Source organism: Stenotrophomonas sp. 78350_Sma, assembly GCF_056482105.1.
In genome coordinates, this window is record NZ_CM151182.1 from 3,507,909 (window position 1) to 3,524,889 (window position 16,981).

Sequence of the window (16,981 nt, forward strand, 5' to 3'; positions counted from 1 at the left end):
CCATCGAAATCGAATACTTCGAATTGAGATCGAAACGCATCCACGCATGGCGTGGATCTACTGCAGATCGCAGGATTCTGTCGAAGGCGGGGTGGGTCCGGTTGCGGGGGCGTGAGCCGCATGGATGCGGCGACCGAGCTTACATGGACGTACTTGCAGCGTCCCCCGCTACCGGACCCACCCCGCCATCCCACGGAATGCAGGCTTTTGACGTTGCGTTGACGTTGCGTTGACGTTGCGTTGACGTTGATTCTGCAGGTGCAGGGCTGCAAGCCCTGCAATAAACCCTACCTGCCCATGACCCTGGCGATCGCTTCCACCAGCAGCTCACCGGTCACCGGCTTGCGCAGGAAACCGCCGATGCCAGCCGCCTCCACCTGCTGCTGCAGGTCCGGATCCGTCCGCGCGGTCACTGCCAGCAGCGGCAGCATGTAGCCCTGGTTGCGCAGGTGCTGGGCCAGCTCGAAGCCACTCAGGCCCGGCAGGTCAAGATCCAGCAGGCCGACGTCGAAATCACCGGCGCTGACCTCGCGCAGTGCCGCCAGCGCATGCCCCGCATGCACGACCTCGTGCCCGCGCGCACTCAGCAACCCGCGCACCACATCAGCCACGGTTGCATCATCCTCGACCAGCAGCACGCGCAACGGCGGCATGTTGGCCACATCCTCGCGGTGCGCTTCGCCCTCGGCCTCTGCGCTGGCATCGACCACCAGCGGCAACGGCAGGGTCACGCCAAAACACGTGCCGCGGCCGAGCTGGCTCTCCACCTGGATACGCCCCTGCATCGCCTGCGCCAGTTCACGGCAGATGGCCAGGCCCAGGCCACTGCCACCGTACTGCGCAGCGGTGCGGGCACCGTCGGCCTGCTCGAAACGACGGAACAGGCGCTGCTGCTGTTCCTGGCTGATGCCCGGCCCGGTGTCGCGCACTTCGAAATGCAGCGCGTGCAGCTCGCCATCGCTGCGCGCATGCAGGGTGATGGTTCCGCGGCTGGTGAACTTGACCGCGTTGGAGAGCAGGTTGAGCAGGATCTGCCTTACGCGCATCGCATCGCCGGTCGCCTGCAAGCCCGGCGGAAGCTGGTTGTCGAGGGTGAAGCGCAGGCCCTTCTGCGCTGCCAGTGGTCCCATCAGCGCGGCCAGGTCCTGCAGCAGGCAGCTCAGCGCGAACGGCTTGGACTGCAGTTCCAGCCGTCCGGACTCGATACGTGCCAGGTCCAAGGCATCGTTGACCAGGTGAAGCAGGTGTTCGCCGGCGTGCCGGATCGACTGTGTGTAGCCGCGCTGCTGCGGGTCCAGAGGTGAGGCCAGCAGCAGTTCGCTCATGCCGAGCACGCCGGTCATCGGCGTGCGGATTTCGTGGCCGAGATTGGCCAGGAAGCGGGTTTTGGCCGCCGAGGCCTGTTCGGCCAGTTCCTGTTTGTGCAGCGCCAGCTGATAGGCATGGCGCCGCTGCAGGCGGCGGCGATACAACCAGGCAAACCAACTGGTCAGCAAAAGCGCGATCGAGGCCAGTACCAGCAGCCCGGACAGGCTGCGCCACCACGGTGGCTGTACGCGGAATTCCAGGCTCTGCACCCGAGACCAGACATGGTCTGCGGAACGCGCCTGTACTTCCAGACGGTAGCTGCCCGGCGGCAGGCGCGAGAACAGGCGCTCACCGGCCGGTCCCACTTCCACCCAATCGGGGTCGTAGCCGGCCAGGCGGTAGCGGTAGCTGTTGGAAGCCGAATCGGCGAACGACAACAGTCGCGCGACGATGCGCAGGTCACGGTCACCATCGGCAATCTGCAAGGGCGTGTCGTGGGTCAGGTCGAGTACCTGCTCGTTGCGGCGGACTTCGACCCGCTCGATCACCAACGGTGCACGCCGCACCGAGGGTCGCACCTGTTCCGGGTCGAACACCACCACGCCGGCCGGGGTGCCGGCCACCAGATGGCCATCGCCGGACATCGTCAACGTGTGCTCGCGGAACTCCTGGCTGGGCAGGCCGTCGTGCACGCCGTACAGGCGCACGCTCTGCCCATCGGCGCCAACCCGCACCAGGCCGCGGGCACTGGTGGCCCAGGCCACCCCCTGTGCGTCGACCACCAGCCCGGACGCGGAAATCGCCGGGTAACCCTGCTCCGCGCCGACCACAGCCTGCCGTTCAAGCCGCCCCTGGCTCCAGCGGTAGCGCGACAGGCGGCCATCCTCCGACAACCAGACCTGGCCATCGCGCCCAACGTGCAACGCATGGATCGCCGTCGCCGGCGCACCCGGCACCGGCTGGAAGCGCTCGCTTTCCGGCAGCCACTGCAGCAGGCCGCGGCTGCTGGCCAGCCAGATGTGGTCCTGCGGCCCGCATTCCACATCGAGGTTGAGCTGGCCCTGCTGCAGGCCGCGCTGGCCGTTGTCCAGCTGGCGGCGCAGGCGACCGTCAAGGTCACGCTGCTGCAGGCCTGCGGGCAACATCAACCACAGGCTGTCGCCGTCGCAGGTCATCATCGACTCGATGACCCCTTCCATGGTTGCGTCGGCCCCGGCATCACGGCCCCAGCGACGCAGGTCACGCCGCTTCGGGTCATAGCGCAGCAACGCATCGGTCGAGCCGATCCAGACCTGGCCACGGCGATCCTCGCGTACCGAGGACAGCCAGTACATGCCATTGACCCAGGTGCGGTGCTGCTCGATCCTGCCGGTCCTGGGATCGAACCGGTCCAGCGCCCCGTGGCTGCCAACGGTCCAGATGCCGCCATTGCTGGAAGGGCTGGTGCCCAGCACGAAGGCATTGCGCAGCGAACCGGCGTCATCCTCCAATCGCGACAGCACCGAGAACTGCCACCAGCGCGGCAGCAGGTGCCACAGGCCGGCATTGGTACTGGCCAACCAGATGCCGCCTTCGCGGTCCTCGTAGGCGCCCGTCCAGTTCGGGCGCACCGGCCCGCGCGCAACGGCGCTGTACAGCGGAACGGTCTGGTACTGCCCATCCACGGCCCGGCCCAGCCCGGTACGGGTATCCAGCCAATGCCCGCCCTGCTCATCGCGCAGCATCATGCCGAGCACCTGCTCGCCCGGCGGCAGTTTCCATGGCGGCGATTCAAAACGCCCGTCGGGGCGACGCACCGTGGCACCGGCCATCGTACTGATCCACAGGCTGCCATCGGGTTCGCTGGTCAACCCGTTGATCAACAGGCTGGGAATGACATCCGTGCCGACCCGCTCGAAGTCGGTGCCCGTCCAGCGCGCCACGCCATGCTTGGTGCCGACCCACAGGCTGCCATCGGCCAGGGTAGCCAGATACGGCACCGAGGCGGCAGGCAGGCTGCGTGGATTGTTGGCCTCCGGCAGGAAACGCTGCAGGCGGTCCTGGCTGTCCAGCCGGTACAGCCCACCTTCGTGGGTCCCGAACCAGATCGCACCGTCCGGCGTGGTCGCCAGGCTCCAGACCGTATTGGTCCCCATCAACGGCTGGCTGCTGCGGTCGTAGAAATGCAGCTGGCGGCGGTCGGCCGACATCCGTACCAGGCCCGCGTTCTCGGTCCCGATCCAGAGCTGGTTGCGCGCATCGACCAGGACCGTCCAGATGCGGTTGTCGCGCAGGCCATCCTCCGAACGCCAGATCCGGTAGTTGCGCCCATCGTAACGGGCCAGGCCGTCGTTGGTGGCGATCCAGAGGTAGCCGTAGCGGTCTTCAGCCATGCGGTTGACGGTATTGGACGGCAGGCCGTCGAACACCGTCACCTGGCGCGGGCTCGGTGGCACCGGCTGCGCGGCAGCGGGTGACAGGCCGCACAGGAGGATCAGCAGCAGCATCGCCGCCCGCAGAAACACCACCGATTGCCTCCTCACGCTGCCCTGATGATTCCCGCGCCGCGGGCGTCGGCATGGTAAACCGAAAGTCGCGCCGTTCACGCCCGGCGCCGACGTTTTCAAGTTGTGGTCTGTCGTTTGGCGCGAGCCTGGATGATCGCTGCCACCAGCATGTCGCCGGTGACCGGCTTGCGCAGGAAACCATCGAAACCGGCAGCGAGCACCTGCGATTCGGCATAGGCGTCGGAGCGGGCGGTCACCGCCACCAGTGGCAGCTCATAGCCCAGGGTGCGCAGCTGGCGGGCGATCGCAGTGCCGTCCAGCGCCGGCAGATCGAGATCGAGCAGGCCAACATCAAAGCCATCGGTAGCGATCTCCGACAAAGCCCCCAGGCCATGCAGCACATGCACCACGTCATGGCCGCGGCTGCGCAGCAGGCCGGCGATGACCTCGGCCACGGTGGCATCGTCCTCCACCAGCAGGATGCGCAATGGCGGCAGTACCGGCAGTGCCGGCACTTCGCCCGTGGCGGCTGCCTGCCGGGTCCAGGGCAGCGGCAACCGTACCCGGAAGCGCGCGCCCTTGCCTGGCTGGCTGTCCACTTCGATGCGCCCGCCCATCGCCACGGCCAGCTCCTGGCAGATCGCCAGGCCCAGCCCGCTGCCGCCATAACGCGAGGCCGTGCGCGGCCCCTCCGCCTGCTCGAATCGGTGGAACAGCCGCTCCTGCTGCTCGGCATTGATACCCGGGCCACTGTCGTGCACTTCGAAACAGAGACCGCCGCCGTTCTCTTCCAGGTGCACGGCCAGGCCGACATGGCCGCGTTCGGTGAACTTGATGGCATTGCCCAGCAGGTTGAGCAGGATCTGCCGCACGCGCATCTCGTCGCCACTGACGCTGATCGGGCCGGGCGGATCGTCGCCACGCTGGAAATCCAGCTTGCGCTGTTTCGCCATGGGCTGCATCAGCGCCTGCACCTGGTCGAGCAGGCCGGCCAGATCGAATGGGCGCAGATCCAGCTCCAGCCGGCCCGCCTCGATGCGTGCGAGGTCCAGGGCATCGTTGACCAACCGCAGCAGATGGCTACCGGCCTGCTGGATGGAGCCGGCATAGCTGCGCTGCACCGGGTCCAGCGACGTGGCCAGCAGCAACTCGCTCATGCCAAGCACACCGGTCATCGGCGTGCGCACTTCATGCCCCAGCGTGGCCAGGAACCGGCTCTTGGCCTGCGAGGCCTGTTCGGCCAGCTCCTGCTTGTGCACAGTCAACTGCCATTGCTGGCGACGGCGCAGGCGCGCACGGATCGACCAGACCAGGACGAGCAGCAGCAGCGAACCGATCAGGATGTAGCCGAAGATCGCCATGCCGCTGCGCCACCATGGTGGCAGCACCTTCACCTGCAGCTGCTGCGAAGGCGTCCATGCACCATTGGCGGTGGCCGCCTGTACTTCGATGACGTAGCTGCCGGTGGGAAGTCGCGACAGCGTGCGCTGGCCGTCGCCGCCCTGCTCCACCCAGTTCTGGTCATACCCGCGTACCCGGAAACGGTAGCGGTTGCCCTGTGGGTTGGCATACGACAGCAATCGTGCATCGATCTGCAGGTCGCGATCATCCGGTCCCAGCAGCAGGGTGCCGGCGTTCGGCAACGGCTGCCAGCCGCGCGCGTCATCGCGGCGCACGCGTACCTCGGCAATCACCAGCGACGACCCGGGCAGCACCACGTCGTCGGCATTCACATCGAAAGCGACAAGACCGGTCTGGGCCACGGCCAGCACGCGGCCATCTTCATTCACCGCCGGCGGCCGGCTGGTGAACTCGGCATCGGACAGGCCATCGCGTTCGTTGAACAACTGCAGGCGTCGTGCTTTCGGGTCCCAACGCAGCAGGCCGCGCGGCGTGGTCGCCCACACCCGGCCATTGTCGGCCAATGCCAGGCCGCCCATGCTGACCGGCGGCACACCGGCACTTCCATCAATGCGCTGGATCAGGTGCAGGCTCATGCCATCCCACTGATAGCGCTCCAACGCGCCCTGGCGGGCCAGCCACAGCTGCTGCGGATCAACCCACACCAGATCGAAGATCAGCCCGCGCGAGACACCCGGCACCGCTTCGAAGCGACCGGCCTGCTCACGCCAGATGCCCATTTCGCCCATCACCCATGCCTTGCCATGGGCATCGAAGCGGATCTGCTCGATGGGTGAATCGGCCGACTTGCGGAAATCGTCGAGCGGATAGCTGCGCAGCACCCGGCCATCTGCACTACGCAGCTGCAGGCCCAGATTCATCACCGAAAGCCAGACCGTGCCATCGGGTGCCTGCCGCATCAGGTCGATGCGCTGGCGCAGGTCGGCGCCTCCATCGATATGCCAATCGTGCAGCGCGCGGCTGGCCGGGTCATACACGGTGATGCGACCGGCACGCCCCAGCCACAGGCGCCCGTCCGACCGCGGCAGTACCGACCAGACCGCACCGCTGCCGATCTCACGGTCGCTGGCCAGCAGGCGCAATGTGCCGTGCGCATCCAGCTGGTACACGCCGTGTGCCGAACCCACGTAGTAGTTCTGGCCGTCACTGGCCGCACCCAGCAGGTACTGGCTGTCCAGCGGCTTGCCATCGAGCTGGTTCCAGATCGAGAAGCGGCGCCACTCCGGTGGCAGGTACGCCAGGCCCTGGGTCAGCAGCGCCACCCACAATCCACCCTCATGGTCCTGCAGCAGGTCCAGCACACCGCTCTGTGCGGTAAGGAAACCACTGCCACGGTCGCCGTCGAGCCGCAACAGCGCACTGGCGTCGCCACGCAGCAGGCCGTCGGACGTGCCCGCCCAGTAGCCGCCCTGGCGATCGGCCAGCACCAGCGCCGAGCGCAGGCTGGCGCTGTCGCTCCAGCGCGGACGGCTGACCCGGTCCTGCGCATCGATGCGGTACAGGCCGTCGTTCTGGCTGCCGATCCAGATCGAGCCATCCGGATCGCGGCTCATCCGCAGCACGCTCAATGTGCCCAGCTCGCGCGGTGCCACGGGTTCGAAATCGCGGCCATTCCAGCGTGCCACCCCGGCCTCGGTACCAATCCACAGGCGCCCTTGTGCATCGACCAGGCTGCTGTAGATGGTGTTGCTGGGCAGGCCGTCGGCGCGGGCGGGGTCGTGTTTGAAGAAGCGCAGGCTGCCGTCCTCCCCGAACCGGCAGATGCCCTGGCCGCTGGTGCCGATCCACAACGCATCCCCGGCGTAGGCCAGCGTCCAGAACTGGCCCAGGCAGGGGCCATTGACCGCATCAAAGGTCTTGAACCGTTCGCGGTCGGCATCCAGGCGGGCCACGCCCTTGCCGTTGATGCCCACCCACACGCGGTCCAGCGGATCGACCAGCAGGGTCTCGATCTCGTTGCCGGGCAACGAACCGGGCTGTTCCGGATCATGCTCCCAGACCCGCAGCGAGCTGCCGTCGTAGCGCACCAGGCCGCCATCGGTCGCAGCCCATACATGGCCCTGGCGGTCCTCGGCCAGCGCCAGCACCATGCGCGAAGGCATGCCTTCGGCGGCACCGAAGCGCCGCAGGCGTGGTGTTTCAGCCATGTCCAGGGCCGCAGCCGCCGTGGCAGACGCCAACAGCAGCAGCCCCGTTGCCGCGATCCCCAGGCACCACAGGCGCCAGCTGCTCGTCATCCTGAACCCCCTGTCCTGTCCCGATTGTCACACAGGGCCGGGGTCATGGCTGCAACAGCCTGTTGCCGAGGCAGGACCACCACGAACTGTTGCAGCCATGCACGCATCGTTGGCAGGGGCCTGTGCGTATGATCACAGCGTCCCCCTTCCGGAGCCCGCCATCGATGCGTCCCTGCCTGGCCCTGCTGCCGATGCTGCTCGCCACCGCCCCCGCCTGGGCGGACGCAGACACCTACCGCCTCGATCCGGTGCACACGCGGGTGCTGTTCAGCATCGACCACGCCGGCTATTCGCAGGCCATGGGTACGGTGTCCGGCAGCGAGGGCCGCCTGCAGTTCGATCCCGACAACTGGCGCGGTGCCACCCTGGATGTCGAAGTCCCAGTCTCGCGGTTGGACCTTGGTGACGCCAAATGGAACCAGGCCACGCTGGCCCGCAGCCTTCTGGATGGCGAGCGTTTCCCAAAGGCACACTTCGTCTCCAACCGGGTCGAACCGATCGATGCCAAGCGCGCCCACGTGATCGGCACGCTGACCCTGCGTGGGGTCAGCCAGGAAATCACGCTGGATGTGACCCTCAACGCCATCAAGCGCTACCCGCTCCCCCCGTTCCGACGCACCGCCGGCTTCTCCGCCAGCACCACACTGAGCCGGCGTGCGTTCGGCATCACCGCCTGGCCGGGCGTCATCGGTGATGCAGTACAGCTGAGGATCGAGGCTGAAGCCACCCTCGACCGCAGCGACGCCCCGGGAACTCCCGCTCCCGTTCCGCACTCCGACCCCAAGACGGCCCCCTAGAGGACCCTTCATGACCGCCAAGAACACCCCCGCCGCCTGGGGGAGTGTCAGCCAGATCCTGCATTGGTTGATCGCACTGCTGATCCTCGCCCTCGGCGTGGTCGGCCTGACCATGGGTGAACTGCCCAAGACGCCCAAGTACTTCTGGGTCTACACCGCGCACAAATCGATCGGCATCACCGTGCTTGCGCTGGTACTGTTCCGCCTCGGCTGGCGCCTGTATGCCGGCGCGCCCAAGCCGGTGCCGGGCGTGCCCAGCTGGCAGGAACGCATCGCCAGCGCCACCCACGTGCTGCTGTATGTGCTGATGTTCGCCATCCCGCTGTCGGGCTGGCTGTACGACTCGGCCAGCGGCCTGCGCCCGTTCCGCTGGTTCGGTCTGGTCGACGTGCCCAAGCTGAGCGGTCCCGACCCGCAGGTTGTCGCGGTATCGCATGCCATCCACGAATACGGCTTCTGGCTGTTGATCGCGGTGGTGCTGGCCCATGCCGGCGCTGCCTTCTACCACCACCTGTTCCAGCGCGATGCGACCTTGTCCCGCATGTTGCCGCGCGGCTGGCTTGCCTCCCCTCAGAAGGACTGACCGATGAACCTGAAACTGACCACTCCGGCCGCCGTGGCCGCCGCCCTGGCCGGCATGCTGGCCACCGCCCCGGTGCTCGCCGCCGACTACGCGCAGGCCCCCGGCGCCGGCTCGATCCTGGTGTTCGCCACCAAGTACGACGGCGAAGTGTTCACCGGCAGCTTCCCGGGCTTTGCCACCAAGCTCAGCTTCGACCCGGCCAATCCGGCCGCCGGTTCGCTGGACGTGGTGATCCCGCTGGCCGGTGCCAAGAGCGGCAACAGCGACCGTGACTCGACCCTGCAGACCGCCGACTTCTTCAATGTTGGCAAGTTCGCCACCGCACGCTACACCGCCAAGGGCTTCCGCGCGGTGGGCAATGACCAGTTCGCCGCCGATGGCACACTGGAACTGCGAGGCGTCAGCAAGCCGGTCACCCTCACCTTCACCTGGAAGCCGGGCACCCAGCCGGTGCTGACCGGCAAGGCCACGGTCAAGCGCCTGGACTTCGGCGTCGGCGGCGGCGACTGGGCCGACACCAAGACCATCCCGGACGAAACCGCGATCAGCACGATCGTGAAGTTCGACGCGAAATAAATCGCCTCTGGTAGTGCCGGCCGCTGGCCGGCATCACCGGGCATGGCGGGGTTGCCGGCCAGCGGCCGGCACTACCGATCGACGGCCAGCCAGGCCTGAACCGTGGCCGCGTCGAACGGCCAGTCCAGCTCACGACCGCCGGTCTCGTCACGCAGCACCGGCACCCGTGCGCCGTAGCGCGCTTCCAGCGCCGGCTGATCGTCCAGGAACACCGATTCGAATTCCGGTGCCCGCGCCTTGGCCAGCTCGGCCAGGGCCATGTCGCACAGATGGCAGTCGTCGCGCTGGAACAGGGTCAACACCGGTTTTGCTCCCTCTGCCGAAATGCTGCGCCGCAGCCATGGAAGTGCGGCATGAACCGTTAGAATAGCGATCTCCTCCGGTACCCGCAGTACGGCAACCATGGCTGTCAGCACGTTCGACGTTTTCAAGATCGGCATTGGCCCGAGCTCCTCGCACACCGTCGGGCCGATGAAGGCCGCCGAGCGATTCATCCATCGCTGGCTGCTCGACCCGGGCCGCCTGCACGAGGTCGCGCGCATCCGCGCCGATGTCTATGGCTCGCTGGCCTTGACCGGCCGCGGCCATGGCACCGACAAGGCGATCCTGCTGGGCCTGGAAGGCCAGCGGCCGAACCTGATCGACCCGGACATCATCCCGGCCACGCTGGAGCGCATCCGCAGCAGCAAGCGCATCCAGCTGATGGGCCAGCATGAGATCGCCTTCGACGAGAAGCGCGACCTCGGCATGAACAAGCGCCAGAAGCTGCCGTACCACACCAACGGCATGCGTTTCACCGCGTACAACGCCGACGACGAAGTGATCGCCACCCGCGATTACTACTCGGTCGGTGGCGGCTTCGTGGTCAACCAGGACGACGCGGCCGATGACCGCATCGTGCCCGATGAAACCCCGCTGCCCTACCCGTTCAAGAGCGGCGACGAACTGCTGGCACAGACCGCACGCAGCGGCCTGAGCATTGCCCAGCTGATGTTCGAGAACGAAAAGTGCTGGCGCAGCGAAGACGAGATCCGCGCCAACCTGCGCGAGATCTGGAGCGCGATGCAGTCATGCGTCACCCGCGGCATCCGCGAGGAGGGCGTGCTGCCGGGTGGCCTGAAGGTCGGCCGTCGTGCACCGGCGCTGTACCGCGAGCTGTCGTCGAAGCCGGAAGCGGCGATGCGCGATCCGCTGACCACGCTGGACTGGGTCAATCTGTACGCGCTGGCGGTGAACGAGGAAAACGCGGCCGGTGGTCGCGTGGTCACCGCGCCGACCAACGGTGCGGCCGGCGTGCTGCCGGCGGTGCTGCACTACTTCGATCGCTTCTGCCCGGGTGCCAACGAACAGCGCGTATTCGACTTCCTGCTGACCTCGGCAGCGATCGGCATCCTGTACAAGGAAAACGCCTCGATCTCCGGCGCCGAAGTGGGCTGCCAGGGTGAAGTGGGCGTGGCCTGCTCGATGGCAGCCGGCGGCCTGGTCGCGGCGCTGGGCGGCAATCCCAGCCAGATCGAGAATGCCGCGGAAATCGGCATGGAACACAACCTCGGCCTGACCTGCGACCCGATCGGAGGCCTGGTGCAGATTCCGTGCATCGAACGCAATGCGATGGGCGCGGTGAAGGCCATCAACGCCTCGCGCATGGCGATGCGTGGCGACGGCAAGCACAAGGTGTCGCTGGACAAGGTCATCAAGACCATGCGCGATACCGGCCGTGACATGCAGGACAAGTACAAGGAAACCAGCCGCGGTGGGCTGGCGGTGAACGTCATCGAGTGCTGAGTTGTCGAGCCGGGCCATGCTCGGCTCTACATCGGACGACACCGTCACTGCGTTCCGGTTAGGCTCGGGGCTCCCCTACCCAGGACTGCCCCATGCGCGTGATCGCTGCCGCCCTGCTTGCCTGCCTTCCGCTGCCCGCCCTGGCCGCGCCCACTTACGGACCGCGGCTTGAGGGCTTCGATTACGGCTATCCGGTAAAGACCTTCGCCCTGGAATCGCAGCGGCAGCCGCTGGAAATGGCCTACCTGGACATCGCGCCGAAGAAGACACCGGTCGGCGTCGTGGTGCTTCTGCATGGCAAGAATTTCTGTGCGGCCACCTGGAAGGAATCGATCAAGCCACTGATCGCAGCCGGCTACCGGGTGATTGCCCCGGACCAGGTGGGCTTCTGCAAGTCCAGCAAGCCCGAGCGCTACCAGTACTCGTTCGCGCAGCTGGCCGCCAACACCCATGCGTTGCTGCAGCAACTGCAGCTGGGTGATGTGCCGGTACACCTGGTAGGCCACTCCATGGGCGGCATGTTGGCGGTGCGCTACGCGCTGATGTACCCGCAGGACCTGCGCAGCCTGTCGCTGGTCAACCCGATCGGGCTGGAAGACTGGAAGGCACTTGGCGTGCCATGGCGCAGCGTGGATGCCTGGTATGCCGGCGAAATGAACATCAGCTATGACAGCATCCGGCGCTACCAGCTGGAGGTGTACTACGACGGCAAATGGAAGCCGGCCTACGAGCCGTGGGCACGCATGCAGTCGGGCATGTACGAAGGCCCGGGCAAGCAGGCCGTTGCCTGGAGCCAGGCGCTGGCCTCGGACATGGTGTTCAACCAGCCGGTGGTCTACGAACTCAAGAATGTGCAGGTGCCGACCACGTTGTTCATCGGCCAGAAGGACCGCACCGCGATCGGCCGCGACCTGGCGCCGTCGCAGGTGAAGGCGACGCTGGGCAACTACCCGGTGCTTGGCAAGGCTGCGGCCGCAGCGATTCCCGGCTCGAACCTGGTCGAGTTCGCCGACCTGGGGCATTCGCCGCAGGTGCAGGACCCGAAGCAGTTCAATGCGGCGTTGTTGAAGGCACTGAAGGGGCGTTGAGGTTCCCTGTCCGCCGGGCATGGCCCGGCGCTACCCGTGCCGATCCTGATAACGCCGGGCCATGCCCGGCGATCCATCAACCCACGATCCGCAACACATCATCCAGCAACGCGGCAGCGGTGACTTCCGCCCCCGCACCCGGCCCCTGGATCAACAGCGGCTGGCGACAGTAGCGATCACTGTGGATGGCCACGCGATTGTCGGTGCCCGCACCCTGCGCCAGCGGGTGATCCACAGGCAGCTCACGCAGGCCCACCTGCGCGCCATCGCCATCAACACGGCCAACGAAACGCAGCACGCGGCCGTTGTCGCGCGCCTGCTGCCAGCGCGCCTGCAGCGGCGCATCCAGTTGTTCCAACGCCGCCACGGCATCTTCCAGTGGCAGTGCTGCGAGCGCCTCAGGCACCAGCGAATCCACCTGCACCTGCGCGGCATCCAGCGCCAGCCCGCTGCTGCGGGCCAGGATCAGCAGCTTGCGCCGCACGTCCTCGCCGGAAAGGTCCAGGCGCGGATCGGGCTCTGTGTAGCCGGCAGCCAGCGCCTCGCGCACCGCCGCCGAGAACGGCGACTGGCCGTCATAACGATGGAACAGCCAGGCCAGCGAGCCGGACAGCACACCTTCGATGGCATGGATGTGATCGCCACCGGCCACCAGCGCACGCAGGCTGCTCAAAAGCGGCAGGCCCGCGCCCACCGTCGCGCTGTCGCCATAGCGTGCGCCACTGTCGGCACAGCTTTCCGCAATGGCCTGCGCGCGTGCCAGCTGCGCACCACGGCCCAGCTTGTTGGCGGTTACCACGTGCACGCCGCGCGCCAGCCACTGCACGTGACGCGCAGCCACATCCTCGCTGGCGGTGGCATCGACCACCACATCGCCGCGCTCGAGACCTTCGGTGCTGGCCCATGGCGGCGAATTCTGGCCATCACGCGGCGCACGCCGCGCCAGCTCCAGCGGCAACGCCAGGTCACGATCGATTTCCAGCGCAGTGCGTGAATTGGCCAGCCACTGCACGCTGGGCAGTTCCAGCCCACGCGCCCGCAATGCCTGGTAACGCTGCACGAAGGCCGAGCCGACCGTGCCGGTGCCGAGCAGCGCCAGGCGTCCCACGGCCAGCGCAGGAATTTCAGCGGCGAGCGCGCTCATGCATCCACCACCTGTTTGCGGCGCGCAGCCGCATCAATCACCACTTCGGCGCGCTGCAGCGCGGCGCCGAGATCGGCCAGCAGGTCACGCTCGGCTTCAATGCCCACCGACAGGCGCAGCAGGCCTTCGCTGATGCCGGCGGCGGCACGCGCTTCGGCGGTCATCGCCGCATGGGTCATGGTGGCCGGATGCGCGATCAGGCTTTCGACGCCGCCCAGCGATTCGGCCAGGGTGAAACAGTGCAGGCCATCGACAAAGGCACGCACTGCGGCATGCGGATCATCAACTTCGCAGTCGGCCAGTTCGAACGAAAGCATCGCGCCGAAACCACTCTGCTGGCGGGCGGCGATGGCGTGGCCCGGGTGATCGGCCAGACCCGGATAATAGACGCGGCCGACCGCCGGATGCTGGTCCAGCAATGCAACGATCGAAGTGGTGTTCTCCTGGTGCACGCGCAGGCGCGCATCCAGCGTGCGCAGGCCGCGCAGGGTCAGGAAGGCATCGAACGGGGAACCGGTCAGGCCCAGCGCGTTGCCCCACCATACCAGCTGCTCGTGCAATGCCGGATCGCGCGCGACCACCGCACCACCCACCACATCGCTGTGGCCGTTGATGTACTTGGTGGTGGAATGCAGCACCAGGTCCGCACCGAACGACAACGGCTGCTGCAGCGCCGGCGACAGGAACGTGTTGTCGACCACCACGAGGGCACCGGCCTTGTGCGCGGCATCGATGACAAAGCGCAGGTCGGTGATGCGCAGGAGTGGATTGGACGGGGTTTCCACCAGCAGCAGCTTCGGCTGGGTGGCCAGCGCCTGGGCCAGCGCGCGCGGATCGGTCAGGTCGGCGGTGACCAGCTCGAAGTGGCCCTTCTTTGCCAACGCATTGAACAGGCGCCAGCTGCCGCCATAGGCATCGTGTGGCACCACCAGGGTGTCACCCGGCTGCAGCAGTGCGTTCAGCACCAGGTTGATCGCGCCCATGCCGGTGGCGGTGATCACGCCGCCGGCGCCGCCTTCCAGCTCGGCCAGCGCTTCACCCAGCAGGTCGCGGGTCGGGTTGCCACTGCGCGTGTAGTCGTACTGGCGCTTGTTGCCGAAGCCTTCAAAGCTGAAGTTCGACGACAGCACGATCGGCGGCGTGACCGCGCCATGCGCGGTGTCCCGATCGATGCCGGCACGGACGGCGGCAGTGGTGCGGCTACAGGACGGCTCGTTGGCGTGCAGGCTCATGCGGACTCTCCAGAGGTGCGGAAGGCGGTGGCGAGGATCGCGTCGATGCGATCGGTTTCTTTGAGGAAGGCGTCGTGGCCGTAGGGCGAGCGCAGCACGCGCAGGCTGCCGCGGGGGCCCAGCCCTTCGACCAGGCCGACCAGATCGGCCAGCGGCACCAGGCGGTCACCTTCCACGGCCACCACCACGGTCGGCGGCAGGATGGCGGCGGGGTCGACGCGGTGCAGGTCGATCGATTCGGACAGGCGCAGATAGGCGGTCACCGGTGTGCGCGCGACGTACTGCGCGCCGGCGGCGTCGAGATAGTCTTCGGCGGCGACGCGCACGCGGCCGTTGATCACTTCCGGTGCGGCGTCGAAGCGCTCGCCGAATTCTTCCGGGGTGCGGTAGCTGAGCATGGCGAACTGCCGTGCCAGCGCCAGGCCGTGGTCTTCGCCGCACTGCAGTTGGCCAAGGGCGACGGCGCGGCGCTGCAGTGCGCGCCAGGCCGCTGCATACGGGTGCGGGCGATGCGCACCGCTGGCCAGCACAAGCTGGCGCACGCGGGCGCGATGACGGATCGCGAACTGTTGGCCGACCAGCGCGCCATACGAATAGCCAACGAAGGCCTTCAGCGTGCGGATACCCAGATGATCCAGCAGCAATGCCAACGCATCGGCCTGGTCGGCGGTATCGATCGGCACGTCCAGCGCACCATCGGCCCCGATGAAGTCGAACGCCAGCACGCGCAGCTGCTGCGGATCCAGGGTGCGACCACTGCCGACCAGGTCTTCGGCCCAGCCCTTCTCGCTGAACTGTGTGTTGGAGGCCACATGGCGATGCGCGGAAATACCGCCGGCCAGTACCACAACCGGCGCGTTGGCCGGACCGACCCACTCATAGCGCAGGCGCACCGGGCTGGGGCCGGCATGACGCATCGACAGCACCGCGGCGAACTCACCGCGCTCGGCATGCACGTGGTCTTCGACCGGCACGCTGACGGGGACAAAGGGTTCGGGGCGAACGGCGGTACTGGCAGCGAAGCTCATGGCGGGATCCGGTTGGGGAATCGGCCATCGAGCCTTCGCGGGGCTCGCGTTCGAGATGCACGTGCAGTGCATGGTTCGAACCATCTTTCGGTGGACGCCACGGTCCCCGCAGGATTTGGCACCTACGCGGACGCTTTCGCATCCGCGGGCTGCCCCGGCTTCAAAGGGCCTGTCCCTCTGCCGGTCTCGATGGTGACGCCACGATGCCAGCCCTTCCGGGCACTGTCAATCCCTTCATGCGGATAAAGCGATGAATATTTTCAGGTCAGGTATGCGAGAGGCGTCGCGGTCGCTCCGTTCAGGATCGGGTACAGTCCCGGCGGTCCATTTTTCTGAATCCGCTGATGCCACGCCTGCCCTTGACCTGCCTGCTCCTGCCGCTGCTGGCCAGTACTTCCGCCGGCGCCAGCGACTGGCGCCAGGGCTGGGGAATGCTGCCGAAGGCGTCCACCACCTCCAGCGCCGACGCGGGGGCCGGGGCCGCGAAGGAGGCCCTTCCGATGGCCCAGCTGCGCCTGCAGCCGATCGGCGAACAGTGGCAGGCCCGGATCGACAACACCCTGGCCGGGCCGCTGCAGATCGAACTGCGCGCGGCCCCCGGGCACCCGGTCGACGGCTTGCCGGTGCAGTCACTGATACAGGGCGACAGCAGCCTGGTGGTCGGTCACCTCCCCGCGCCGGTCAACGGCCGGATGCTGGACCTGCGCCTGCAGTCGGTACCGGGCAACCCCGCCGCACAGGCCGAGGATGTGGCCTACCGCCTGCCCTTCGATGATGCGCGCCCGCGCGTGGATCAAGCGCCGCAGGGCCGGTTCAGCCACGACGACGAGGAGAACCGCGATGCGGTCGACTTCGCGCTGCCTGAAGGTACGTTGGTGCTGGCCGCACGCGAGGGCACGGTGATGCAGATCCAGGATGGCTTCCGTGGCAACGGCCAGGACCGCGAACGCGATGGTGCCCGCGCCAATTTCATCCGCGTGCTGCACAGTGACGGCAGCATGGCCCTGTACGGCCACCTGCAGGCGGGCGGCATGCGCGTGCGCCGTGGCCAGGCGGTGGGAGCCGGGCAACCCCTCGGCCTGTCCGGCAACAGTGGCTACAGCAGCGCCCCACATCTGCACTTCGTGGTACAGGTCAACCGCGGCATGGGCCTGCGCTCGGTACCGGTGCGCATCTTCACCGGCCAGGGCCAGCTGCAGTTCGCCCGCCAGGGCGAGGCCGACGGTGGCACCGGGCGCTGACCGGCCCCGGCCGGTATAATCGGGCGCTTATCTCTTTGAAAAGCGCCCCGGGCG

At 67.4% G+C, this 16,981-nt stretch carries 12 protein-coding genes and 1 riboswitch; of the genes, 6 read left to right on the plus strand and 6 right to left on the minus strand.

From position 1 onward, the window contains the following. Positions 1-287: 287 nt before the first annotated feature. Entirely contained in the window at positions 288-3,815 is a 3,528-nt protein-coding gene (locus tag ACZK4H_RS16345; protein ID WP_099555299.1) for a hybrid sensor histidine kinase/response regulator, read from the minus strand. A gap of 95 nt (positions 3,816-3,910) precedes the next feature. Beyond that, the gene (locus tag ACZK4H_RS16350) at positions 3,911-7,453 is read right to left on the minus strand and encodes a sensor histidine kinase (RefSeq protein WP_099555297.1); all 3,543 of its coding nucleotides are present in this window, start codon (positions 7,451-7,453) and stop codon (positions 3,911-3,913) included. Positions 7,454-7,617: 164 nt separating this feature from the next. Between ACZK4H_RS16350 and ACZK4H_RS16355 the strand changes: the two genes are divergently transcribed. The 3 genes from ACZK4H_RS16355 to ACZK4H_RS16365 are packed head-to-tail and all read left to right on the plus strand — an operon-like array spanning position 7,618 to position 9,409. Beyond that, positions 7,618-8,250, plus strand: a complete 633-nt coding sequence (locus ACZK4H_RS16355; protein WP_099555295.1) for a YceI family protein — start codon at positions 7,618-7,620, stop codon at positions 8,248-8,250. 10 nt (positions 8,251-8,260) lie between these two features. After that, positions 8,261-8,833 (plus strand): cytochrome b, encoded by a 573-nt coding sequence (locus tag ACZK4H_RS16360; RefSeq protein ID WP_005410672.1) that lies wholly within the window; start codon positions 8,261-8,263, stop codon positions 8,831-8,833. Positions 8,834-8,836: 3 nt separating this feature from the next. Further along, positions 8,837-9,409, plus strand: coding sequence for a YceI family protein (locus ACZK4H_RS16365; protein WP_006384701.1), 573 nt, complete (start codon positions 8,837-8,839; stop codon positions 9,407-9,409). Between the two features lie 71 nt (positions 9,410-9,480). On the opposite strand, the gene ACZK4H_RS16370 is transcribed toward ACZK4H_RS16365, so the two are convergent. Then, on the minus strand, positions 9,481-9,711 hold the full coding sequence (locus tag ACZK4H_RS16370; protein WP_024956919.1) for a glutaredoxin family protein: 231 nt from the start codon (positions 9,709-9,711) through the stop codon (positions 9,481-9,483). Between the two features lie 100 nt (positions 9,712-9,811). Between ACZK4H_RS16370 and ACZK4H_RS16375 the strand changes: the two genes are divergently transcribed. Together ACZK4H_RS16375 and ACZK4H_RS16380 are read left to right on the plus strand one after the other, a co-directional pair. After that, positions 9,812-11,194 carry an L-serine ammonia-lyase gene (locus ACZK4H_RS16375; RefSeq protein WP_014038149.1) on the plus strand — a complete coding sequence of 461 codons (1,383 nt, stop codon included), beginning with the start codon at positions 9,812-9,814 and terminating at the stop codon, positions 11,192-11,194. 92 nt (positions 11,195-11,286) lie between these two features. Continuing rightward, entirely contained in the window at positions 11,287-12,282 is a 996-nt protein-coding gene (locus ACZK4H_RS16380) for an alpha/beta fold hydrolase (protein WP_099555293.1), read from the plus strand. A gap of 76 nt (positions 12,283-12,358) precedes the next feature. On the opposite strand, the gene ACZK4H_RS16385 is transcribed toward ACZK4H_RS16380, so the two are convergent. Genes ACZK4H_RS16385 through metX form a run of 3 tightly spaced genes read right to left on the minus strand, consistent with a single transcriptional unit; the run spans position 12,359 to position 15,686 of the window. Continuing rightward, positions 12,359-13,426, minus strand: coding sequence for a homoserine dehydrogenase family protein (locus tag ACZK4H_RS16385; RefSeq protein ID WP_099555291.1), 1,068 nt, complete (start codon positions 13,424-13,426; stop codon positions 12,359-12,361). Continuing rightward, on the minus strand, positions 13,423-14,658 hold the full coding sequence (locus ACZK4H_RS16390; protein ID WP_099555289.1) for an O-succinylhomoserine (thiol)-lyase: 1,236 nt from the start codon (positions 14,656-14,658) through the stop codon (positions 13,423-13,425). Before ACZK4H_RS16390 ends, ACZK4H_RS16385 begins: the two co-directional genes overlap by 4 nt. Continuing rightward, on the minus strand, positions 14,655-15,686 hold the full coding sequence (gene metX / locus ACZK4H_RS16395) for a homoserine O-succinyltransferase MetX (protein ID WP_099555287.1): 1,032 nt from the start codon (positions 15,684-15,686) through the stop codon (positions 14,655-14,657). Before metX ends, ACZK4H_RS16390 begins: the two co-directional genes overlap by 4 nt. Before the next feature lie 77 nt (positions 15,687-15,763). Next, a riboswitch (SAM riboswitch) is annotated at positions 15,764-15,882 on the minus strand. Positions 15,883-16,030: 148 nt separating this feature from the next. On the opposite strand from metX, the gene ACZK4H_RS16400 reads away from it, so the two are divergent. Next, positions 16,031-16,927 carry a M23 family metallopeptidase gene (locus ACZK4H_RS16400; RefSeq protein ID WP_099555285.1) on the plus strand — a complete coding sequence of 299 codons (897 nt, stop codon included), beginning with the start codon at positions 16,031-16,033 and terminating at the stop codon, positions 16,925-16,927. Positions 16,928-16,981 lie beyond the last annotated feature (54 nt).